This is a genomic window from Acinetobacter lwoffii (assembly GCF_029024105.1).
GTDB lineage: Bacteria > Pseudomonadota > Gammaproteobacteria > Pseudomonadales > Moraxellaceae > Acinetobacter > Acinetobacter lwoffii.
Map to the genome: position 1 here is coordinate 18,596 of NZ_CP118964.1, position 22,944 is coordinate 41,539.

Below are 22,944 nucleotides of genomic sequence, written 5' to 3' on the forward strand. Positions count from 1 at the left end.
TAACCTTTTTTCTAGAAAGTAGAAATCAGATAAGACCATCATGTATTTAGAGTAACTACAATTTTTCCTATTTGCTGATTTGATTCAAGATAGCGCTGAGCGTCATGCATGTCCTCAAAGTTAAAGCAACAGTCGATCACTGGACGAAGATATCCTGCACCTATACTGCTAAGAATAAATCGTCTGGCTTGCTCCCTTAGAACAGGATCATGGAGAACCTCAAGGAACAAAAAACCTCGCATGGTTAAGCTTTTGCGTAATGCAACTTTAAGGGGAAATGGTGTGATCTCCGGGCTAAGTGCACCATGCATAACCATAGTTCCTCCCACAGACATCGCTTTTGCAATCTGTTCAATATGTGGCCCTCCTACAGCATCGAAGGCGACATCAAGATATTCTCCACCCAAACGTGAAACAAGCGCCTCATACAAATCTGGTTCATCTTCACTGGCTATAACATTTTTAACACCGAGATCCAGTAAACGTTGCTTTTTCTCTACCGTCTGTGTACTTGCAATGACCTTAGCACCCGCTGCTTCAGCTATCTGTATCGCAGCTAGTCCTACGCTACTTGAAGCTGCTGTGATCAAGATCGTTTTTCCTTTCGAAAGTCCACCAGCATGGATTACACCACCCCAAGCCGTCAAATACTGCATCCAGATTGAAGAAGCTTCTTCCCAGCTTAAACTATCGGGTTTGTGAACTAAAAAAGTTTCTGGAATCAGAAGCTTGTCCGCATATGTCCCATATTTGGCTAGATTGTCAGTCGGAAGAATCGATACTGCATCTCCTGGAGAAAATTGGCGTACACCTTCACCTATTGCCAGAACTATGCCTGCTCCCTCATATCCCAGACGAGAAGGGAATACTGCTTTTTGAATATAAGTACCACGCCGAAACATTACATCAGCCCGGTTGAGTCCGATCGTTTTCATCTGGATTAGAACTTCTCCTGCTGCTGGTAAAGCAACAGGAAGTGTTTCTAATGTCAGAACATCTGTATCTCCAATACTATTGAAGCGCCAAGTCTTGGCCTGAAGTGCGTTAAATGACATCAATCACGACCTTAATATTGGCAGAGCGATCTTGAACAGCATCATGAGCCTCAATCGCTTGGTCTAGAGTAAAATGACGAGGATCAACAAGAGGACGCAGTTTACCTTCCTCAACAAGACGAGTCGCGATCTTAAGGATATCACCATGATGAGCACGGCGATTGCCTGTTAACATCGGCATTAGGACGAATACGCCAGACACTGTGGCACACCGTAGAGATGAACTCGCTAAATTATGATTACCAAATGCAGCACAGCTGGTAATGTGGCCATAGTGAGTTGTCATGGAAAGTGAAGCTTCGAGTACTGGACCACCCACAGTGTCGTAAACAATGTTAAAACCTTGACCCTCAGGGCTTGCAGCAATAATGTCATCGGAAGATGCTGTTGTGTAATCGAGAGGTGTTGCACCGAGTTCTGAAATCAGTGGTTGATCAGCTGTACGACCAGTCGCCCAAACATTTGCATCAAGTGATTTTGCAAGCTGAACAACCATATAACCAACGCCACCAGCACCACCCTGAACCAGTACAGTTTGCCCTGGTTGGACCTTCGCGTTATCCACTAAACCTTCCCAAGCGGTGAGGAACGTCAATGGTAGTACTGCTGCCTCGCGCATAGAGATATTCCGTGGCTTTAATGCAATCAGATCGGCATCTGCTACAACATATTCTGCTAAAGATCCTTGAAGACCACGAACGCCACCAATCAGACCGTAAACTTCATCTCCAACGTTGAAGTGGGTGACACCTTCACCAACAGCAGTTACAACCCCAGCCATATCTGTTCCCAACACGGCAGGAAGCTCTGGCATAGCATATGGTGCTTCACCAAGACGAATTTTATAATCAATAGGGTTTACACCACTAGCATGAATACGTACTAGAACTTGCCCAGCCTCTGGTTGAGGTATAGGGAGTTCTACACGTTTAAATTCATGATCACCAAAATTTTCTAGGATAAGAGCATTCATCATCTTATTCATAGTTGTTCCTTATTCTTAACTGGGGGATGATATGCACAGTACCAAAGTAAATTAATCCAATAAATGATATTTATAGGATTTGATAATTCCTAAATAATGAATAATAAATATCATCTGCTCACTAAAAATATTCTAGTACAGTCTGTAAAGGCAGTTTAATCTAAACTGTCGGTAGTATTTTCAAGGCTTGAAACGTTCAAAATATCTACAAAGTGGCTAAAATTTGAAACATAATTCTAAAAGGTCATAGCATTACAAAGAACATGAGCCAAAAAAAATGGGAGCTAAAAGTCCCATTTTTTTTGTGACTTTCGCATAAGCTCTATGATGTTAATTTAAAAAAACTAAAAACAGGGATAGAAAATTTTCGCTAAAGATCTTTTTAATTTTCGATTTATAAAAATTATTGCTTTTTTTATACTATGGGGTAGTATAGTATTAATGCTAGCTAATAAGGAGGTCTGATGCCTAATCAGGTTGAAGACAAAAAAAAGATTCTTCTACGCGTCAGAAAGATCAAAGGTCAGACGCAAGCGATTGAAAAAGCGTTAGAAGACAATGTGGAATGTGGTGCAATTCTGCAACAAATATGCTCTGTGCGTGGTGCTATTAATGGTTTGATGAATGAAATGTTGGAGGTTCATTTAAAGGACACTTTAGTATCAGGTGAAACCACAGAACAACAACGAAAAGAAGAATTGGCTGAAATCGCCAAGATTCTAAAATCATATTTAAAATAGATCTGTATAAGGAATTATTCCATGAAGTCACGTGCTGCCGTTGCGTTTGGTCCTGGTCAACCTCTTCAAATTGTTGAAGTTGATGTTGCACCACCGAAGAAAGGTGAAGTATTAATTAAGATCTCCCATACCGGTGTGTGTCATACAGACGCATTTACTTTATCTGGCGATGATCCTGAAGGTGTTTTTCCGGCTATTCTCGGGCATGAAGGTGCTGGTGTTGTAGTTGAGGTTGGTGAAGGCGTGACTAGCGTCAAACCAGGTGATCATGTTATTCCACTTTACACTGCTGAATGTGGCGAGTGCGTATTCTGTAAATCTGGAAAATCGAACTTGTGTATTTCCGTTCGCGAAACTCAAGGTAGAGGCGTAATGCCAGATGGTACCACTCGTTTTTCCTACAATGGTCAACCGATTTACCACTATATGGGCTGCTCAACGTTCAGTGAATACACTGTAGTGGCAGAAGTATCATTGGCTAAAATCAATCCTGAAGCCAATCACGAACATGTCTGCTTACTGGGTTGTGGGGTAACAACGGGTATCGGTGCAGTACATAACACGGCTAAAGTACAAGAAGGTGATAGTGTTGCGGTCTTTGGTTTAGGTGGTATTGGTCTGGCAGTCGTACAAGCCGCACGTCAAGCTAAAGCAGGGCGTATTATTGTGGTTGACATGAATCCAGATAAATTTGCGCTGGCAAAAGAGTTTGGTGCAACGGACTTCTTGAACCCTAAAGATTACGATAAACCAATCCAGCAAGTCATTGTCGAAATGACTGGCTGGGGTGTAGATCATTCATTTGAATGTATTGGTAACGTGAATGTGATGCGTGCAGCCCTTGAAAGTGCACACCGTGGCTGGGGACAATCCGTAATTATTGGTGTAGCTGGCGCAGGTCAGGAAATCTCTACCCGTCCATTCCAACTGGTTACTGGTCGTAAATGGCTAGGTTCTGCCTTTGGTGGGGTAAAAGGTCGTACGCAACTTCCAGGAATGGTTGAAGATGCCATGAAAGGTAAAATTCAATTAGAACCATTTGTGACACATACGATGGGCTTGGATCAGATCAATGAAGCCTTTGATCTAATGCATGAAGGTAAGTCAATTCGTACTGTAATTCATTACGAATAATTCCGTCAGACCTTATACTTTTCCATGCATGTGAATCATGAATGACATGCATGGAATCCTCTAAAACGGCACATCATCTGTAAAACAGATCTATCTATGTATCCATCATGTATAGGTTCAACAAACCTGCCTACATTTTAAATCTTTATCAGTATTCTCTGTGGAGAATGTCAGACTCTTTGTTTACTCGATTTCTCATGAAGTCTTGCTCAACATAGGTAATTGATTATGGAAATAATTGAGAAACATGCTTCTTTTGGTGGATCGCAAGAAGTGTATCGCCATCAGTCAATAGCATTAAACTGTTCAATGAAATTCTCAATATATCTGCCACCTCATGACAAAGATGAGCGGTTGCCAGTGTTATATTGGTTATCAGGATTGACTTGCAACGAACAGAACTTTATTACTAAAGCCGGAGCACAAAAGTATGCGGCTGAACATAAAGTCATTATTGTTGCACCAGATACCAGCCCACGTGGAGAGGATGTACCAGATCATGCAGATTATGATTTAGGCCAAGGCGCAGGATTCTATGTGAATGCAACACAAGCACCCTGGTCGCAGCATTTCAAAATGTATGATTATATTGTGGAAGAGCTCAGAAATCTGATTGACCTGAATTTTCCGACCAATCAAGTCCAAAGTATTATGGGTCATAGCATGGGTGGTCATGGTGCATTAGTAATTGGATTAAAAAATCCTGAGCTGTATAAAAGTATTTCTGCTTTTGCACCAATTGTTGCACCTAGCCAAGTACCTTGGGGGAAAAAGGCTTTTACACACTACCTAGGTGAAACCGAAACTTTATGGAAAAGCTATGATGCGATTGAATTAATCAAAAACGCTGAAGTTCATTTACCTATTTTAGTCGATCAAGGAACAGCTGATGATTTTCTTGAAGAACAGTTAAGGCCTAAGCTTCTTAGTGATATTTGTTTGGAACAAGAATATCCTCTGACACTTAACCTAAGAGAAGGGTATGACCATAGCTATTACTTTATTGCGAGCTTTATAGAGAAACATATAGAGTTTCACAGCAAATTCCTAGCTAAATAACTTTCATAGATATGAGGATGTACAATATTGTTCTTGAATGCTTCTTGAGCAATATAATTTCCAGATGAAGAGGTCAGCTTATAAATCTAAGGTAGAGTCAATTGATCCTTATATAAATAAGATTGAATTTAATCATCTCATATCTTGATTTTTTGATTCAAATGTTAATGATATTAACTTGAATAAATTCATAGCATTATGTCGAAATAAAAACCTAAATTTTGGCTCAGCTATGGGAATTTTTTTTAACTTTTATACAACAAAACTTTCTGACATGCATACATTAGCAATGTCAGAATCAGTTTGAATTATAATCAATTATGGAGTTTTAGTCATGCTTAAAACAGCTTTATATGTCCGTCTTGAAGCTAAACCGGGTAAAGAAGACGAAGTGGAAGCTTTTCTTAAAGCCGGTTTACCTATTGTCATGGAAGAACCTGCGACAGTTGCGTGGTTTGGCCTACGTCTTGGACCTACAACATTTGGTATTTTTGATGCATTTCCTGATGAGGCGGGTCGCCAAGCGCATTTATCTGGCAAGGTTGCAGCTGCTTTGATGGCTCAGGCCGAAGAGCTATTTTCAGAGCCACCATCTATTGAAAAAGTAGATGTTTTGGCGAGTAAACTACCAGCTTAAACCGATGCTTAAATGTATGAGGGTGCTGTCTGAAATTTTGAATGAAAGGCAGCACTTTAACGCTTTGAGGTTTGTCATAGGCTTTTTATTCAAGTTGGGCTACTTTATTTATTGGCTTAATCTCATCATTTAAATGGGGCAATATCCAAAACAGGGTAAATAAACGAATGCAACTATTTACATGCTTTATATTGAACCAATCTATCTAATTTACTGTCACATTTGTACATCTGCTAAACCGTGCCAATCTGCTTTTAAAATATTTAATCATTGCTATTTTGTATGAGCCATTCACTGTTTCAGCCAATGCGTTCACAACCATGTCAGTAGTCATACGTGTTGATACCTTTCATCCAACAATCGCTCGTGAAAATACATCAATAATAAAAGCGGTATAGAACAAGCCTGAATTTGTTTAACCATCACTAAAGTTGCAAGCTGAAATAATTTTTATAAAAATAGACGACTGGTCTATTTTTATGTATAGTTAGCACATGGTGTAGGCAAAAGCCGTAGTGTTGTCCGATTTTTTAAAAGTTTATTTGATGAATAACGGTGGTTTTTCAAATCAATTAACTGATCATTCTAGGATAAAAATATGCTGAATTTTAACTTTTATAATCCGACCCGCATTATTTTTGGTGGCGATACAATAGCTAAAATCAATGACTATGTGCCTACAGAAGCAAAAGTATTAATGTTGTTTGGTGGTGAAAGTGCACGTAAGAATGGTACTTTAGCTGAAGTGCGTGAAGCATTAGGTGCAAGAGAAATTCATGAATTTGGCGGAATTGAGCCGAATCCGAGTTATGAAACCCTCATGAAAGCTGTAGAGCTGATTCGTGAACAAAAGATTGATTTCTTGATGGCTGTCGGTGGTGGATCGGTAATCGACGGTACTAAATTTATTGCAGCAGCAGTCAATTATACAGGGGATACATGGGAGATTTTAGAAACCCATGGTAATAAAATTACCCAAGCTTTGCCTTTTGCGAGTGTACTCACCCTTCCGGCAACTGGTTCAGAAATGAATAGCGGTGGGGTAGTAACCAGAAAATCGACCCAAGCCAAATTGTCATTTAGCAGTCCCTATGTTTTTCCGCAATTTTCCGTACTTGATCCGAATAAAACTTTTAGCTTGCCGACGCGCCAGTTGGCTAATGGCGTGGTCGATGCATTTATTCATGTCATGGAACAGTACTTAACTCACCCTGTGAATGCACACGTACAAGATCGTTTTGCCGAAGGTCTATTGCAAACTTTGATTGAGATTGGACCGAAAATCTTGGAAGATTCAGCAGATTATGACACGCGTGCGAATTTGATGTGGGCTGCTAGCATGGCACTGAATGGGCTAATTGGAGCTGGTGTACCACAAGATTGGTCAACCCATTTGATTGGACATGAGCTCACGGCTTTATATGGTATTGATCATGCTCGTACCTTGGCCATTGTGTTGCCGTCCAATCTACAAGTGCGTCGTCAAGAGAAGCGAGAAAAATTACTACAGTATGCAGCTCGTGTCTGGCAGATTGTCGAAGGTGATGAAGAACAACGTATTGATACTGCTATTGCTCGTACTCGAGCCTTCTTTGAGCAACTTGGATTGCCGACTCGTCTTAGCGATTATGGACTGGGGGAGACAGATATTGAGATCATCATTACGCAACTTAAATCACATAATCTTACACAGCTAGGCGAACATAAAAATGTTTCATTAGAGATCAGTCGCCAAATTCTCGAGATGAGCATCTAAGCTAAATGCGCGTATCTGGCATGCTCTGACCCTGTAACAATGCTCCTCAATCATGAAAATTATCGGAGAAATAACATGAAAATTTTAATCGTTTTAACTTCACATGATCAACTTGGCAATACTGGTAAGAAAACAGGTTTCTGGCTAGAAGAACTTGCTGCACCGTATTACACCTTTATTGACTCTGGTGCTGAAGTTACGCTGGCGTCGCCTCAAGGTGGGCAGCCACCACTAGATCCGAAAAGTAATTTAGCCGATGCTCAAACTGAAACCACTCATCGTTTTGAAGCAGATCCAACTGCAATGCAAGCATTGGCACAGACACATAAACTTAGCGAAATTTCTGTAGCTGATTATGATGCAGTGTTTTATCCAGGCGGGCATGGCCCATTGTGGGATTTAGCAGAAGATCCGATTTCAATTTCTCTGATTGAACAGGCGATTCAGTCTGGCAAACCTGTTGCAGCAGTGTGTCATGCCCCGGGTGTTCTTCGTCATGTGAAAGCGAGTAATGGAGCGCCCTTAGTTAGCGGTAAATTAGTGACTGGTTTCACCAATACTGAGGAGGCCGCTGTAGGCTTGACTGAAATTGTACCATTTTTAGTCGAAGACATGCTTAAACAAAACGGTGGTCATTATTCTAAAGTTGATGATTGGCAAGTACATGTTCAAGTAGATGGCTTGCTGGTTACTGGACAAAATCCAGCATCTTCTGCTGCAACTGCCTCAGCATTACTTCAATTGTTGAAATAAAGAGTAGCTAGTGTCTGTTGTGGTGCTTAGCAGTGAATAAACTTCTGACTCTGAGCAACTGGCGCAATAAGCAAAATAACCCTCCCTTAATGGTGAAGGGCCTGAGTTAATAGCTTTCCTTCCTTTATTTTTTCTATATACAGGAAGGAAGGGTATTTTTTTAATTTAGATCAATTAAGTCATGATGACTTGGATACAATGAAATGAAAGACAGCAAACTATTTCAAAACTTAAGCTTAGGCCCTTATGTTTTGCAAAACCGTATTGTATTGCCACCATTAACGCGGTCGCGCAGTACTCAGCCAGGGAATATTCCAAATGAACTGATGGCAACCTATTATCAACAGCGTACCGGTGCAGGATTTATGGTCACCGAAGGTACGCAAATCGAGCCACGTGGTCAAGGCTATGCTTGGACACCCGGTATTTACAGCTCTGAACAGATTGCTGGATGGCGTAAAGTGACGGAAGCAGTGCATGCTAAAGGAGGCATTATTTTTGCACAACTTTGGCATGTTGGGCGTGTTTCACATACATCTTTGCAACCCAATCATGCATCACCGGTCGCGCCCTCGGCTATTAGGGCTGATAGTAATGTTAAAGTCTTTATTGAGACCGGGCCCAATGCAGGTGCCTTGGCTGATCCTTCAATGCCACGTGCTTTAAGCAATGCAGAAGTTAAAGAATTAGTGCAACTCTATGCTCAAGCAGCACGCAATGCCTTGGCTGCTGGTTTTGATGGGGTTGAAATTCATTGTGCAAATGGTTATTTGGTGAATCAATTTATCTCTGCACATAGTAACCACCGTGAAGATGAATATGGTGGATCACTAAACAATCGTTTGCGTTTTTTACGTGAAGTAGTAGAGGCAGTTGCTGAGGTGGTTGGTGCAGATCGTTTAGGAGTGCGTTTTGCCCCGCTATTTGAAAGTACAGAGGAAGATCGTGTTTACATGGGGTTGGTTGAAGATGATCCACATGTGACTTATATTGAAGCCATAAAAATACTTGAAGAAGTTGGGATTGCCTATTTATCGATTGCAGAAGCTGATTGGGATAATGCACCAGAACTTCCTCATGATTTTCGTAGAGATGTCAGAGACACTTTCAGTGGTCGGATTATTTATGCAGGTCGATATACGGCAGAAAGAGGGACTCGAATTTTAGAGGCAGGGCTGGCCGATTTAATTGCATTTGGACGCCCATTTATTGCGAATCCAGATTTACCCGATCGCATCGCCAATGGTTGGCCATTGAATGCAGTAGATGCAAGTACTATGTATGGTGGGACGGAAAAAGGCTATATTGATTATCCAGCTTACGCAGATTAATCTCGACTAAGTGAGTTATTTTGCCAACCTTTGTGGTTGGCAAAATAAGAACTTAGGATTGCTGTTGCCAGCATAACTTCTTCTTAAAACAAATTCTTAAAATTTTTTAGCTGTGTAATGAGCCAACCTGCCAGTGGGAAAGAAATCAGTTGCGTTACTGGCACTAATACTATGACTTCAATCAACACCATCATCGGGAAACTTTGATGCTCAGTAATTGGCTTTAATAAAGTGAGTACCAGTAATAGTGTGGGATATAAGCCTAAATATCCGACTAAAATACGAGTCATGAGGGCTTTAGGAGGAGAATTCATTGTGCGCTATACTCATAGATTGTTAATTGATCTAATAGCAACACATTAATAAGTAATCATTGGACTGCTATTATTAATTATGTAATTGATATTTAATTTAATTTTTATGAATCTTCACCTTTTAATAGAAATTTAGTTGCTCTCAGAGCTTGATGTAATGGTGTTTTATCTTTTTGCAACTTACTCAGTAATGCTGCACCTAACCACATTTGGTAAAGTACTTGTGCCAAAGTCGAGGCCTCGGTATCTGCTTGGATAGATTGATCCTGTTTACCCAAATCAATTAAACCAGCAATCCGTTGGATTACATCATCGACGCCAGCGGACATAATGGAGCGCATATCTTCGGATAGATCGGCAACTTCTGCGGCAAGTTTCACAATTAAACAGCTATCCGCCCAACCACACTGTGTTTTAGGATCTTCTATCCATAAATTAAAATACTCAATCAGCTTTTGATAAGGGGATTTATCACTACGCCATACATCATTTAAACGGACTTGGTAATTGTCTACATAATGCTGTACCAATTCACATCCGAAAGCTTCCTTAGATTGGAAATAATGATAAAACGAGCCTTTAGGGATCTCACAGCTCTGTAAAATTTCCTGTAATCCTACACCGGTAAAACCTTTATGCAAAATCAGGTCTGAACTGGTGTTAAGAATGTGTAAGCGCTTCGCTTCAGACTTTTTAATAGGAGTAGGCTTCATATTAATTATTTACTCTATTGTAAAAAAATAGACCAGTCGTATTGTTTTTTATTATAACTCATCTACAATGGATGTAAAGAAATTTTAATCTTAATTTTTAATTGTGAAGAGAAATACTTCTAAATAAAACATGGAGTTATATGTGTGAAAACAGTTATTAATCAACGCATCGTTTTAGCTAAACGGCCAGTGGGTGAGCCAAAACACAGCGATTTTCGTATTGAGCAAGTTGAGCTCAATGAACTTAAACAAGGCGAGATATTGTTAAAAACCATTTACTTGTCACTCGATCCTTATATGCGTGGTCGCATGAGTGATGCTCCTTCATATGCAGCACCGGTTGAAATTGGCGAAGTGATGGTCGGTGGAACAGTCAGTCAAGTGGTGGCCTCTAAAAACCCAAAATTCAAAGAAGGTGAGTGGGTTCTTTCAGGAAATGGCTGGCAGGGCTACGCAATTTCTAATGGGGCTGCATGTCAAAGCTTAGGTATGCAACCTGAACATCCATCTTGGGCATTGGGTATTTTGGGAATGCCAGGATTTACTGCTTATATGGGGTTGTTGGACATTGGCCAGCCTAAAGCTGGTGAAACTTTGGTCGTTGCAGCTGCAACAGGACCTGTTGGTGCTACGGTTGGACAGATTGGCAAAATTAAAGGTTGTCGCGTGGTTGGCGTCGCAGGTGGGGCTGAAAAATGCCGTTATGCAGTAGAAGAACTCGGCTTCGATGCTTGTATCAATCATCATGATGAAAATTTTGCAGAACAATTACAACAAGCAGTTCCCAACGGTATAGATATTTATTATGAGAATGTCGGGGGTAAAGTGTTTGATGCAGTATGGCCATTGCTTAACTCTGCGGCACGTGTACCGGTGTGTGGTGTGGTTTCCCAGTATAACGCTACCGAGCGAGCACAAGGGCCAGACCGTTTACCAGGCTTTATTTCCACCCTTTTAAAAAAGCGTATTCGCATGCAAGGCTTTATTATTTTTGATGATTATGGCAGTCAGTATTCGGAATTCTATCAGCAAATGTCTGAATGGTTGAAAGACGGAAAAATCAAATATAAAGAGCATATGGTGCAAGGTTTAGATAACACGATCAATGCTTTCAATGGTATGTTGAAAGGCGAAAACTTTGGCAAAGTGGTTGTAAAAATTTAAAAAAATAGGAATTATCATGATTACACTACATCATTTAGATCAATCACGTTCTTTTCGCATTTTGTGGTTACTTGAAGAAATCAAGCAGCCTTATGAGCTGAAACGCTATTATCGTGACTCAAACACGCATTTGGCCCCTGACTCTTTAAAAACCATTCATCCTTTAGGGAAATCTCCAGTATTGGAATGGGATGGCAAAGTTATTGCAGAGTCAGGCGCAATCGTTGAGTTATTAATTCAGCAACTTGCGCCACATTTAGCACCAGATATGGATGAATCTACCTATGTCGATTATCTACAGTGGATTCATTTCTCAGAAAGCTCTGCCATGCTGCCATTTTTGTTAAAAACGTTTAATGCGATAGAAACCAAGCAGGGTACGAAGTTGGTATTTCTAGAAAATTATACTCAAGTTGAGTTCGATAAAGTATTTAGCTATTTAAATGAATATTTAAAAGATAAAGAATTTCTAGTCGCAGACCGTTTAACCGGTGCTGACTTTATGATGGGCTTTGGACTACATGCTTTAGTTCATCATATGGGACAAGGTGAAAATTATCCTCATATCCAGCATTATGTAGCAGGTTTAAGCCAACTACCTAGCTGGCAAGCCGCAGTACAAATTGAACAAAATGGTGTGAAAAGTTAAAAATAGCAAGATTGTTTTTTTAAGGCAATTGAGAAAAAGAATCGTGATTATCAAGTACAGCTAGTTATAAAATAAGCTGACACATATTTAAGTAAACGCCTAATGAATTTCATCGGGCGTTCTCTATTTTAAAGATAAGGAATTACCATTATTTAAGACAAGTTTCGCCTGTTCTTCCACTGTAAATTCTTATCAAAAGAGATTGAATATTACGACGGTTACGTTGAAATATATAATCAACTTTTGAAAGAAAGAAACGCGACTAACGCACAGCAAGATTAAATTATTCCTCGGGGTATTAAACAAGTAAACTACATCATTTTACTAACATAAACACATACACGTAAAAATCACGCCCCAGTTTAACAGGCAATAGTTTTTGAACCCTTGTATTAAAACTTAAACGAATCTAGCAATTCTTTATTTGATGTTAATACTCATCCAGTATTGAGGTTTTTTATCTTTTCTTGCTTGTGATCTAGGTTGTAATACTCTAATTTCATACTCACCTGAAGCAGGTAAAATATAAATACCATTATTATCAAGCTCTGGAGAATATTCTCCAAGATTGCAATATCAATATGCTTTTGTCTTCTACAAAGCGTACTGTACGAATATCACTGATATTCGGGGCTGCTCAGCCGCAAAGTTTAATCAGACTTTGCATAAAGCCAGTGACCATACGTAAAGACAGACGGAATAAGGATTTAATCATTAAGCAGCATTGGATGGCTGCGTCGGAGTAGGTTTGATTTCGCCCTTGTTTGCCTTTTGATAGCGCATACCATTGCGTAGCAGGATCAAACCAAATGGCAATATTTCCGCGACTCATGAGTGCTCGGTTATATGCGGGCCAATTGGTTGTGCGGTAGATTTTGTGTGTATGCTTCTTCATTTGAAAATTATATTGCTGAAAAAGTCCTTAAGAACAGCTTTGCGCAACAAAGCCGTTCGAGATTGTTATGATCTTTTTTTGACGGAGAACAAATTTTCCCTGATCAAGCAAATAACTTTAAAATTTTCTTAGTGAGCAAGATGGCCAATACTTATTAGAAGAAAAATCTTTTGTTTATGATGCTGAAAATGATCAATTTCTAGAATCGGATATACAGGCATTTTATTCCCTTTCGTCTGCAATTCTAGACTAGCAAGACCCGTCTTTTAAAGGCAGTTTTCCTATGTAATAACATGATAAATCAGAATTAGGATTGTAAATTTTTCACCCACCAAATTTTTTTGTGCTAGCTGTTATAATGCGCCAAATTGCTGCCAAGTCTCATCATTATGTAAAGAGTCATAATAATTTTGCAGTTCTACTAGGGTCTGTTGACATTTACTGTTCAAAAAAATAGCGAGAAAGTAAAATTTAATCGCCAAACTAAATTTACTTCTCGCTATGCCTCGTACAATGCTGAATGATCAACACTGGTCTAAGTTACTTTCTATTTTCCGAAATTTTGATATCTATTTCAAATCTAATTTGAGAAATTTTGTCGAAGCAATACTTTATAGAATAAGAACAGGCTGCCCATGGCGTGATTTGCCTAAAGAATTTGGTTCGTATAACTCAATCTTTAAAAAATATAATCGTTGGTGTAAAAATGATAAGTTAATGAAAATATTTAAATTAATTTCTTCAAGTGCTGATATGGAATGGGTTTTTATTGATGGTAGTCATGTTCGGGCACACCAACATTCTGCTGGAATAAAAGATCAGGATATTTCTAAAAGCATTGGTGGAAATAGTTCTAAAATACACTTAGCTGTTGATGCGGATGGCAATCCAATCGAAATTATTATCTCCGATGGAACGATACATGATGTCAAGATTGCTCCCAAAATGATTGAAAAACTTGATTTGAGTGAAACGGAAGTATGTTGTGCAGACAAAGGATATGACTCTGAATCATTAAGAGAACAAATATCTGCGAAAAAAACTAAAGCGAATATTCCAAGAAAATCAAATACTCAGTCAAATAATGATCATATGGATTGGTATTTATATAAAATCAGACACTTAGTTGAGAATGCATTTTGTAGGTTAAAGCAGTTCAGAGGAATAGCAACACGATATGATAAGCTAAAGTGTAGCTATGAGGGGGCAGTTGCATTAGCTTGTATATTTATTTGGCTACCTTTATCGGGTAAATTCTATACTTGAAATGTCAACAGACCCTAAATCATAATATTGAATATAAGCTAATAGCAATAGGCCGAGGATCAGTCCAACTTTAAGACAACTAAGTCTATTTGGCTTTCTATATAAATTATCTATTCCAAAGGCAGTTAAAATTAAAGCAGGAACCAATACAATTGTTTTTAAATGGTTTAGAAAGTGAATTCCATGTGTATACAATAACCCAATAATAAGCAAAACTATCCCTAAACTGGTGTAAATACGGTCATGGAGAGAAGTGCGTAACGCGAAATTACATTGAAAAGCTAAAATAAAAGTTGCAAATAAATAAAAACCAGTTCCACCAATAATGAACGTATAAATTGCATTGAATAGGCAATAAGCCAACAACACTGATAGTACGAAAGAATAGAGTTTGGTATAGAGAATATGTGAAAAGGGGAAAATCTGTTTCATAATTTGCTCTATTGAAAACTCACATCATATTAAAAGAAGATTTGAAGCTTAACATGCTATTCACTTTTTGCCACTGTGGCATGTTTTTTTAGTGTTGGAGATGGCTTGAATAAATGTCGCGTACGAGTAAAGCTTAGACCACAGATTATTAAACACAGCGTCCCTCCAATAAGTACTGCTGGCACCACAGAAAAATAGCGCGTCATCAGGCTCATGTGTAGGGCACCGAGCTGATTGCCTGAAGTGACTAATATGCCATTTAAAGCCGCTACACGCCCTAATAGTGCTTTTGGGGGGAGTTGCTGTAATAAAGTTTGTCGAATGACCATGCTGATGCTATCAAAGGCACCGATTAAAACAAGGAAGAAGACTGAGAGCCAAACATGGGAGGATAGTGCAAAGGCTAAAGTACACAAAGCAATTGCAAAACTACTATAGAGCATATTTCTCCATGCATTTTGCATCGGAGAATAACAGGTCAACATCAACATCATGATACAGGCGCCAATAGCTGGTGCAGCTCTGAGTATACCTAAGCCTTCAACACCAAGATGCAGGATATCGTGTGCAAAAATAGGCAGTAAGATAATGACACTACAAAAAAGCATGGCGCTGAGATCCAGCAACATACTCCAAAACATTAGTGGATGTTTAAAAATAAACAAATAGGCTTCTTTCAAACTTTTGCTTAAATGCTGTTTATGGGGGCTAGGGAATTGACGAGGACTTAATCCGAATAAGCAGATGCTACCCACGCAACACAAGAAAAAAATAATAAAGAGGGTTTTTTCAAGCCCAAGTTGGCCGAGTAAAAGTCCTGCGCATAAAGGCGCTAAAATGCCGCCTATTTGCCAAATGAGCGCGGTCCATGTGGCTGCATTGCTATAGGCTGACTCGGGGATTAGAAAAGGGCGTAATGAATTAAATGATGGGCTGTAAATGCCTCTAAGTATGCCTAAGCAAAAGATGAGGCTATAAATGCCGCATAAAAGAGTATTTTGTTGAATGTGATGTTGTTGGTACTGAGAAAAAAGAACAATAAATAATAATGGAATTAAAGTGCTATAGCTAAAACTCCACTGCACAATTTTTTGTCGGTTATAGCGATCAGCCCAGTCGCCACTGATCAGGGAGAGGCAAATAAAGGGGAGTAACTCAATTAAGGCAATCATGCCAAGGCTGAGTGGATTTTGAGTGAGTTGATAGATACTATAGGCAATGACGACTTCTTGAATCATGATGGTTAGAATTAAGCACAACTGATTGACACTCAGAAGTGAAAAATCACGTGAACGAAAGGCCAAAAAAGCATCGGAATGGAAAAGCGACATAAACAGAATAGTTTCAAATATGAATTAAAAAAGGATGGCGCAAAGTCCATCCTTTTTAGGGTTTAAAGCAGATTACTGTGCTTTTGCTACCGCAATAGTTTCGTCATTTGCAGCTTTAGCCATAGGTGTATATTTCAAACCAAGGGTTGTGCTGGTGTATTGGCGAACTTGGTCAAGAAGCACAGGATTAGTGCTGAGTTCTTGTTGGTACGATTTTACAATTTCATGTAATTTCGGATTCCATTTACCTGCTACTTGCTGAGGGAATGCTTTTTCAAGCAAGCTCAACATAATATAAGGGGAAGTTGAAGCACCAGGAGACGCACCTAATAGGGCAGTCACAGCACCATCTTGTGATGCAAAAATCTCGGTACCAAATTGCAAGCTTGCAGGTTTGCCTGGTTCTTTCTTAATGATTTGAACACGTTGACCACCTTGATTCATGCGCCAGTCTTCTGGTTTTGCATCAGGATAGTATTTTTTCAACTCATTAAAACGGTCTTCATCGGTCATCATGACTTGGCTAACTAAGTATTTCACCAAATCAAGATTTTCCATACCCACAGCGGTCATTGGTAAAACGTTGTTCTTAGTGGTTGATTTCAATAAATCAAGCTGAGAACCTTGTTTTAAGAACTTGTTTGAATAAGTTGCAAATGGACCAAACAACACATATTTTTTACCGTCGATATAACGTGTATCAATATGTGGAACAGACATTGGTGGTGCGCCTAATTCAGCACGACCATAAACTTTTGCAGTATGGCCTTCAGTGACTTTTGGGTTGTCGGTCATTAAGAACACGCCACCTACAGGGAAGCCAGCATATTGCTTCGCTTCTGGTAAGCCTGTCATTTGTAAAAGTTTAACCGCTGCACCGCCTGCACCAATAAAGACAAAGCGCGTTTTCACGTGATCTGTTTTCCCTGTAGTGAGGTTTTTAAATGAAACAGTCCACGTTTTATCATCGTTTTGGCTAATGCCAGTCACTTCAGTCGATGTTTGTAACTGGAAATTAGATTGTTTTTTAAGGTGATCGACCAATTGAGTGGTAATCGAACCATAGTTCACATCCGAACCTACATCCATGCGTGTTGCAGCTACTTTTTGTGCAGCATCACGGCCATTCATCACCAATGGTGCCCATTGTTTAATTTCAGCAGGATTCTCAGAGAATTTCATGCCATAAAACATTGGGTTTTTAACCATTGCAGCGTAACGTTTTTCTAGGAAATTCACGTTATCGCCCCAAACGAAGGCAATGTGCGGTACAGGGTTGATAAAGCTATTTGGTTGACCCAAAACGCCTTCTTTGACTTGATAAGACCAGAACTGTTTTGCAACTTCAAATTGTTCCGCAACGTTCACAGCTTTAGAAATGTCCATTTTTCCATCTTTTTCAGAGGTATAGTTCATTTCCATAAAGCCAGAGTGGCCTGTGCCAGCATTGTTGAAGCCGTTTGAGCTTTCTTGGGCAACGTTGTCTAGGCGTTCATACATACGAATTTGCCAGTTTGGCTCAAGTTCACTAAGATATGTGCCTAGGGTTGCACTCATGATGCCACCACCAACTAAGACTGCGTCAACGACAGGCTCATTGCTGGTGTTTTGAATTTTCTTAGACGCGATAGGTCTAAATAAAAAGATTAGTGCTGCAATAATAAGCAGAACGATGAATACCAATAGGTATTTTAAAAATTTGTTCATGCGATTATGACCATGGAGGGCAGGTTTGGATCGCTTTATAGCGAAGACAAGAATAACAATTATGGTGATAGGAACACTTGTAAAGAATTAGCTTAGAGAATTGAAGTAATACTCAAAATTACAAGTATACAAAGATTAACGTTCGAAGCTATCACACATTTTTGATTGATGGATATTTTAGACTAAATATGTATTGACTTAGTAATTTTTATTGTAAATGAACATAATTAAAATATAAATACCAATGATGTTTGTTCTTGTTTATTGGTTTTTATTTTAATTCAATATCTGGTTTAAAAAAAATCAGATGTTGAATATTTATACAAATACTCAGTAATTTATTAAAAAGAAGCTTATAACTTGTTTCAAGGTTACTTTCCAACGGCTTTATTGCACAAATATTTGAAAGGCAAAGCGCCCCTAATTGAGCCAAATTTAAGGCGTAACTTGGGTAAGTGGTCGACCTAATTCTGTAAATCTGTTAAGGACTGCTACACGTGCATGAACCTCATTGTGAACCGTACCGGGTTTGTTGGAGACCAACTTTCCTGAGATGAGAAGCATTGCTTCGCACGACGTAGCGAAGCGTAGTGTTCCGATGAAAAAAGTAAAATATACCCCTGAAATCAGAGATAGAGCGGTTCAATTATTGATTGACTACCAAGACGGTATCTCAGGTGAGTGACTTTACGTATATTCAAACAAATTCAGGCTGGGTCTATACCGCCTTTATTATTGATGTGTTCTCACGAGCAATTGTTGGATGGAAAGTATCAACACGTATGAATACAGATATGGTGCTCGATGCACTGGAGCAAGCATTGCACGATTGAGGTATGCCAAGGAATGTGATTCATCATTCCCATAGAGGTGTTCAATACCTTTCCATTCGCTATACCAATCGTTTAGAAGCAGCAAATTTACGAGCATCAATCGGTACAACGGGGGACTCATACGATAATGCTTTTGTTAGCGGCAGTGTAAAAATGACCCCCTAATGGCTTATACAAAACAGAGATGATTGAATATTTAAAAGCAGATTGGCAAAGTTTAGCAGATGTACAACTTGCGACATTAAATTGGGTAGATTGGTTTAATAAAAAGCATGTACACAGTGCACTGGGTTATGTATCGCCTTTTGAGTTTGAAGCAATGTACTATGATAAGATTAACCCGTTAAGTCAGGTGGCCTAACTTAAATAAAAAAATCTCCGATAAATCCGGTAAGGTTCAAAATGCGATTTATGGCTTTTTTATGTAAAAAAAAGTAATATTTGTTTTATTGTTAAATTATAACAATTAGTATAAATACACCTATGATTTACAGATGAAAAAGGTAGTTAAATGAAATATTTTTTAAGTTTAACTTTGTTAGTTTTAGCAATGACTGGGTGTACTTCGAGTCCAAAGACTGAAACTTTACAAGATAAGGCTACAAGCAATACTTCAGCTGATACGCAGGTCCTTAAATTTTCTGGTCCGAATGGTTTATTAATTTTTCTGAAATCATCGGATAACTTTGAAACTGCTTTAATGACTGATAACTCAGGCATGGTATATCGTTTAAAGCAAACAGTTGCTGGTAGTGGTATTCGTTTAGCTAATAATAATGGAGTTTCAATTCACTTTAAACGTGGTGAAGGGGTTGTTGAATTTGTAAAAGACCAGCCAATCAGCATTACTGAAGTAAAATAATAAGGTTTAAACTTTAAGAGAACCCCACACCATAATCTGCATACCGAAAGTTGGACACTATTCCTTGAAATGTGGTCAAACATGATCAAGGACTAATTCGCACTCTGTTAATGGGTGAATTCAAACATGAGGTGCGACAGTTTCAAAAGCCTTATGATAATCTGTGTGATTCATAGACATCACTTCAATATAATGGGTGTCTATGAACAGAGAAATTCAACAAAGACTCGTATGGGTTAAATTATTTGAAGAGACCAATAATGCTGGCCTGGTTTGTCGGAGATGTGGCATTTCTAGACCAACTTTACGCAAGTGGTGGAAACGATATTCTGAACAAGGTATTGATGGATTAAGTAGTCATAGTAAATGTCCCTTAAAATCGCCAAATACTAAAATCAATGCTGAGCTAGAAGCTTTAATATTGGAAATGCGCTCAGCTAGAAATCTTGGTGCTCGACGTTTGCAAACCGAATTAATGAGCTGCACGGAGTCTCGTTGTCCTTGGCGACTATCCATAAAGTACTATCCACCCATTAAGTCAAACCGATTAAAAAATTCCGTCGTAAAGTAGATTACATTTGTTATGAACGTCCATTACCAGGCGATAGAATTCAAATGGATACCTGTAAACTGGGTCCTGGACTATATCAGTACACATCTATCGATGACTGCACACGATATCGCGTTTTAAGGATATATAAACGCCGAACAGCTGCGAATACACTCGACTTTTTAACTGTGTAATTGAAGAAATACCTTTTCTCATACAGCGAATACAGACCGATCGTGGACGAGCATTCTTTGCTGAAAAAGTACAGAAAAAATGATGCAGTATGGAATCAAATTTAGGCCAAATAAACCGGGTTCACCTCATCTGAATGGCAAGGTAGAGCGCTCACAAAAGACTGATAAATCTGAGTTCTACGCTACTGTAGATATCGATTCAGAGGAAATTCAGAGCAAACTGGCAGAATGGCAGCATTACTATAACTGGATGAGACCACATTCGGCTTTGAAAGGTAAAACACCGATGGAAAGGTACTTTGAATTATGTGAAGAAACTCCTTTCTTAGATGAAGTCCAGAAGCAATACGACCCCTCAAATGAACGGATTCAACATGCCAATTACAAGATGTATTTAGAGATTGCTAAATTGAAACGATCTCTATGAATTACGTATCTATATCATTTTTATTAATATAAAAACATATATGTAAAAATCACGCCCCGTTTAACTGGCAATAGTTTTTGAACCCTGGTATAAAAGCTTAAAAAAGAGCCTGTAAATAATTTTGTGTAATTGCTTTTCATAAATTTAAAGGTGATTGCTTAAGCGGTCACCGAATTCAATAATAAAGCGGCTCATGGCTAAACGCCAGTCGCGAATAGGCATATTCCACTTTTTAGACGCTGCATCAATTGCCAGGTAAATCACTTTACGTACAGAATCATCCGTTGGAAAGACTTTACGCTTTTTGATCGCCTGACGTATTACGCTGTTTAATGATTCGATCGCATTGGTGGTATAGATGGCTTTGCGTATCTCGGCTGGATAAGCAAAGAAGGTATTTAGATTCTCCCAGTGTGTACGCCAGCTTTTGCTGATCTGTGGGTACTTGTCATCCCATGTTTGGGCGAATTGATCCAAGGCCATCAAGGCTGCCTCTTCAGTAGGTGACTGATAAACGGCTTTTAAATCCTGAGTGACGGCCTTGTAATCTTTCCATGATACGTATTTCAAGCTGTTACGCAGCATATGGATAATGCACAGCTGGATATGGGTTTGCGGGTATACGCTGTTAATGGCATCAGGAAAGCCTTTTAGTCCATCCACACAGGCGATCAGAATATCCTGCAACCCTCGGTTTTTAAGCTCAGTCAGGACATTCAGCCAGAACTTTGCACCTTCATTCTCAGCCATCCACATGCCGAGCAGTTCTTTCTGTCCATCAAGATTAATGCCTAAGGCAAGGAATACAGCCTTGTTGATAACACTGCCATTATGACGGACTTTAACTACAATACAGTCCATATAGACGATGGGATAGAGTGCATCCAGCGGACGGTTTTGCCATTCAGCGACTTGCTCCTTAACAGCATCAGTCACCTTGGAAATAAGCGTTGGCGATACATCAGCATCGTACATTTCTTTGAAAGTAGCCACGATTTCACGGGTAGTCATGCCTTTGGCATAAAGGGATAGAATTTGGCTATCCATTTGCGTGATACGAGTCTGATTCTTTTTAATTAGCTGTGGCTCAAATGTGCCATCACGATCTCGTGGTGTGGTGATCTCAATCTCACCATCATCGCTCAGCACGGTCTTACTGGAATAACCGTTACGAGCATTTGAACCGTTCTTACGAGCATTCTTTTCATGTCCGAGATGTTCGGTAAGTTCGGCATTGAGAGCCGTTTCAACAGTGAGTTTAGTCAACAATCGGGTGAATTGATTGAGATCGTCTTCTGTTTTGATTCCTTTAGCAAATTCTGCTGCAAGGTCTTTTAGTTTTTGTTCGTTCATCATGTTGCCTGACTCCGTTGTGAATATGAACATAGCAAATTCAGGCAATTACACAATTTAATTTACAGTCTTTTAAAAAAATCTAGCAAGTCTTTATTTAATGTTAATACTCATCCAGTATTGAGGTTTTTTATCTTTTCTTGCCTGTGATCTAGGTTGTAATACTCTAATTTCATACTCACCTGAAGCAGGTAAAATATAAATACCCTTATCATCAAGCTCTGGAGAATATTCTCCAAGATTGATGGAGTCTTTTAATTGATTACCCCATAAGTAAGCTTCAACATTTCCTCCAGTCAACTTCACTTTTAACTTTTGCCCTTTTTTAGCATAAAATTTTTAGGAATCATACTTGTATCCATCTATCCTTCCGTAATAATTTGCAGGGTGAGCTTTTTTAGCAAACTTAACTACAATAGTCTTTCGTATATCATTGTTATCATTTGCAAGTACGACAGGGCTAACTATAGTTAAAGTTAGGGCTATCAAAGCGCCAGCTAGTAATTTCGTATTCGCTATTTCCATAATAAGGTTACCCTAATTCTTGTATCGCTCCTGACATAATAACATAACTAATAAGTAACCATGAATGATGGAGCAGAAATGTGAATAGTCATAACATGGGGTTGCACTTCAAATGCCAATTTAAGACTTGCAAAATCAATGGTTAATTAATTGGTTACTAGGGAATAACCAATCTAAATATAAATTTTATTTAACAATTACTTATAAAAATATGTGATGCGTATGATACGCATCATATGAATATCGCTTAAATTTGCTATAATTGAATTGAGCAGTGCC

19 protein-coding genes and 6 pseudogenes are annotated in these 22,944 nt (G+C 39.0%); 13 read left to right on the forward strand and 12 right to left on the reverse strand.

The features are described 5' to 3' along the window. Positions 1-38: 38 nt before the first annotated feature. On the reverse strand, positions 39-1,055 hold the full coding sequence (locus PYW33_RS15340; RefSeq protein WP_004647737.1) for a zinc-dependent alcohol dehydrogenase family protein: 1,017 nt from the start codon (positions 1,053-1,055) through the stop codon (positions 39-41). After that, positions 1,045-2,040, reverse strand: a complete 996-nt coding sequence (locus PYW33_RS15345; protein ID WP_004647735.1) for a zinc-dependent alcohol dehydrogenase family protein — start codon at positions 2,038-2,040, stop codon at positions 1,045-1,047. Before PYW33_RS15345 ends, PYW33_RS15340 begins: the two co-directional genes overlap by 11 nt. A 464-nt stretch (positions 2,041-2,504) precedes the next feature. On the opposite strand from PYW33_RS15345, the gene PYW33_RS15350 reads away from it, so the two are divergent. The 4 genes from PYW33_RS15350 (at position 2,505) to PYW33_RS15365 (ending at position 5,610) form a co-directional block, all read left to right on the forward strand. Beyond that, positions 2,505-2,780, forward strand: a complete 276-nt coding sequence (locus PYW33_RS15350; protein WP_001133624.1) for a metal/formaldehyde-sensitive transcriptional repressor — start codon at positions 2,505-2,507, stop codon at positions 2,778-2,780. Between the two features lie 21 nt (positions 2,781-2,801). After that, a complete protein-coding gene (locus PYW33_RS15355; protein WP_000842149.1) occupies positions 2,802-3,914 on the forward strand; it encodes an S-(hydroxymethyl)glutathione dehydrogenase/class III alcohol dehydrogenase in 1,113 nt (370 codons plus the stop codon). A 228-nt stretch (positions 3,915-4,142) separates the two neighbouring features. After that, a complete protein-coding gene (fghA, locus tag PYW33_RS15360; protein ID WP_000402510.1) occupies positions 4,143-4,973 on the forward strand; it encodes an S-formylglutathione hydrolase in 831 nt (276 codons plus the stop codon). Positions 4,974-5,307: 334 nt separating this feature from the next. Continuing rightward, positions 5,308-5,610 (forward strand): putative quinol monooxygenase, encoded by a 303-nt coding sequence (locus tag PYW33_RS15365; protein WP_000920558.1) that lies wholly within the window; start codon positions 5,308-5,310, stop codon positions 5,608-5,610. A gap of 85 nt (positions 5,611-5,695) precedes the next feature. Here the strand turns inward: PYW33_RS15365 and PYW33_RS16950 are convergent. After that, positions 5,696-6,025: pseudogene (locus tag PYW33_RS16950) on the reverse strand (IS3 family transposase); the annotation flags it as partial. Between the two features lie 183 nt (positions 6,026-6,208). Between PYW33_RS16950 and PYW33_RS15375 the strand changes: the two are divergent. The 3 genes from PYW33_RS15375 to PYW33_RS15385 all read left to right on the forward strand — a co-directional run bounded on the left by PYW33_RS15375 (position 6,209) and on the right by PYW33_RS15385 (position 9,450). Then, a complete protein-coding gene (locus PYW33_RS15375; protein WP_004281840.1) occupies positions 6,209-7,366 on the forward strand; it encodes an iron-containing alcohol dehydrogenase in 1,158 nt (385 codons plus the stop codon). A 75-nt stretch (positions 7,367-7,441) separates the two neighbouring features. Continuing rightward, a complete protein-coding gene (locus tag PYW33_RS15380; RefSeq protein WP_004647734.1) occupies positions 7,442-8,119 on the forward strand; it encodes a type 1 glutamine amidotransferase domain-containing protein in 678 nt (225 codons plus the stop codon). Positions 8,120-8,322: 203 nt separating this feature from the next. After that, a complete protein-coding gene (locus PYW33_RS15385; protein WP_004647733.1) occupies positions 8,323-9,450 on the forward strand; it encodes an alkene reductase in 1,128 nt (375 codons plus the stop codon). Positions 9,451-9,533: 83 nt separating this feature from the next. On the opposite strand, the gene PYW33_RS15390 is transcribed toward PYW33_RS15385, so the two are convergent. Together PYW33_RS15390 and PYW33_RS15395 are read right to left on the reverse strand one after the other, a co-directional pair. Beyond that, a complete protein-coding gene (locus tag PYW33_RS15390; protein WP_001087955.1) occupies positions 9,534-9,764 on the reverse strand; it encodes a hypothetical protein in 231 nt (76 codons plus the stop codon). A gap of 104 nt (positions 9,765-9,868) precedes the next feature. Beyond that, positions 9,869-10,477: a TetR/AcrR family transcriptional regulator gene (locus PYW33_RS15395; RefSeq protein ID WP_004647732.1), complete on the reverse strand. Its 609-nt coding sequence runs from the start codon at positions 10,475-10,477 to the stop codon at positions 9,869-9,871. A 144-nt stretch (positions 10,478-10,621) separates the two neighbouring features. On the opposite strand from PYW33_RS15395, the gene PYW33_RS15400 reads away from it, so the two are divergent. Then, entirely contained in the window at positions 10,622-11,641 is a 1,020-nt protein-coding gene (locus tag PYW33_RS15400) for an NADP-dependent oxidoreductase (protein WP_004647730.1), read from the forward strand. Between the two features lie 16 nt (positions 11,642-11,657). After that, positions 11,658-12,290 (forward strand): glutathione S-transferase family protein, encoded by a 633-nt coding sequence (locus PYW33_RS15405; RefSeq protein ID WP_004647729.1) that lies wholly within the window; start codon positions 11,658-11,660, stop codon positions 12,288-12,290. A 420-nt stretch (positions 12,291-12,710) separates the two neighbouring features. Here the strand turns inward: PYW33_RS15405 and PYW33_RS16990 are convergent. Together PYW33_RS16990 and PYW33_RS15410 are read right to left on the reverse strand one after the other, a co-directional pair. Beyond that, positions 12,711-12,860: pseudogene (locus PYW33_RS16990) on the reverse strand (PPC domain-containing protein); the annotation flags it as partial. Further along, positions 12,857-13,185: pseudogene (locus PYW33_RS15410) on the reverse strand (transposase); the annotation flags it as partial. The pseudogenes PYW33_RS16990 and PYW33_RS15410, both read right to left, overlap by 4 nt. A gap of 501 nt (positions 13,186-13,686) precedes the next feature. Here PYW33_RS15410 and PYW33_RS15415 point away from each other — a divergent pair. After that, positions 13,687-14,451, forward strand: coding sequence for an IS5 family transposase (locus PYW33_RS15415; RefSeq protein ID WP_004645258.1), 765 nt, complete (start codon positions 13,687-13,689; stop codon positions 14,449-14,451). Here PYW33_RS15415 and PYW33_RS15420 read toward each other — a convergent pair. From PYW33_RS15420 to mqo, 3 genes are all read right to left on the reverse strand, one after another. Further along, positions 14,428-14,883, reverse strand: a complete 456-nt coding sequence (locus PYW33_RS15420) for a hypothetical protein (protein WP_004647727.1) — start codon at positions 14,881-14,883, stop codon at positions 14,428-14,430. The two genes, PYW33_RS15415 and PYW33_RS15420, sit on opposite strands and share 24 nt — an antisense overlap. Before the next feature lie 56 nt (positions 14,884-14,939). Beyond that, positions 14,940-16,214 (reverse strand): MFS transporter, encoded by a 1,275-nt coding sequence (locus tag PYW33_RS15425; protein ID WP_004647725.1) that lies wholly within the window; start codon positions 16,212-16,214, stop codon positions 14,940-14,942. A 72-nt stretch (positions 16,215-16,286) separates the two neighbouring features. Further along, positions 16,287-17,921, reverse strand: a complete 1,635-nt coding sequence (gene mqo / locus PYW33_RS15430) for a malate dehydrogenase (quinone) (RefSeq protein WP_004647724.1) — start codon at positions 17,919-17,921, stop codon at positions 16,287-16,289. Between the two features lie 677 nt (positions 17,922-18,598). Between mqo and PYW33_RS15435 the strand changes: the two are divergent. The 3 genes and pseudogenes from PYW33_RS15435 to PYW33_RS15445 all read left to right on the forward strand — a co-directional run. Next, a pseudogene (locus tag PYW33_RS15435) lies at positions 18,599-19,115 on the forward strand (IS3 family transposase); the annotation flags it as partial. 150 nt (positions 19,116-19,265) lie between these two features. Further along, a complete protein-coding gene (locus PYW33_RS15440; RefSeq protein ID WP_004281821.1) occupies positions 19,266-19,616 on the forward strand; it encodes a hypothetical protein in 351 nt (116 codons plus the stop codon). 202 nt (positions 19,617-19,818) lie between these two features. Beyond that, positions 19,819-20,787 (forward strand): annotated as a pseudogene (locus tag PYW33_RS15445) (IS481 family transposase). A gap of 144 nt (positions 20,788-20,931) precedes the next feature. On the opposite strand, the gene PYW33_RS15450 reads toward PYW33_RS15445, so the two are convergent. Further along, entirely contained in the window at positions 20,932-22,140 is a 1,209-nt protein-coding gene (locus PYW33_RS15450) for an IS256 family transposase (protein ID WP_032028744.1), read from the reverse strand. Between the two features lie 93 nt (positions 22,141-22,233). Then, positions 22,234-22,665: pseudogene (locus PYW33_RS15455) on the reverse strand (PPC domain-containing protein). Between the last annotated feature and the right edge of the window lie 279 nt (positions 22,666-22,944).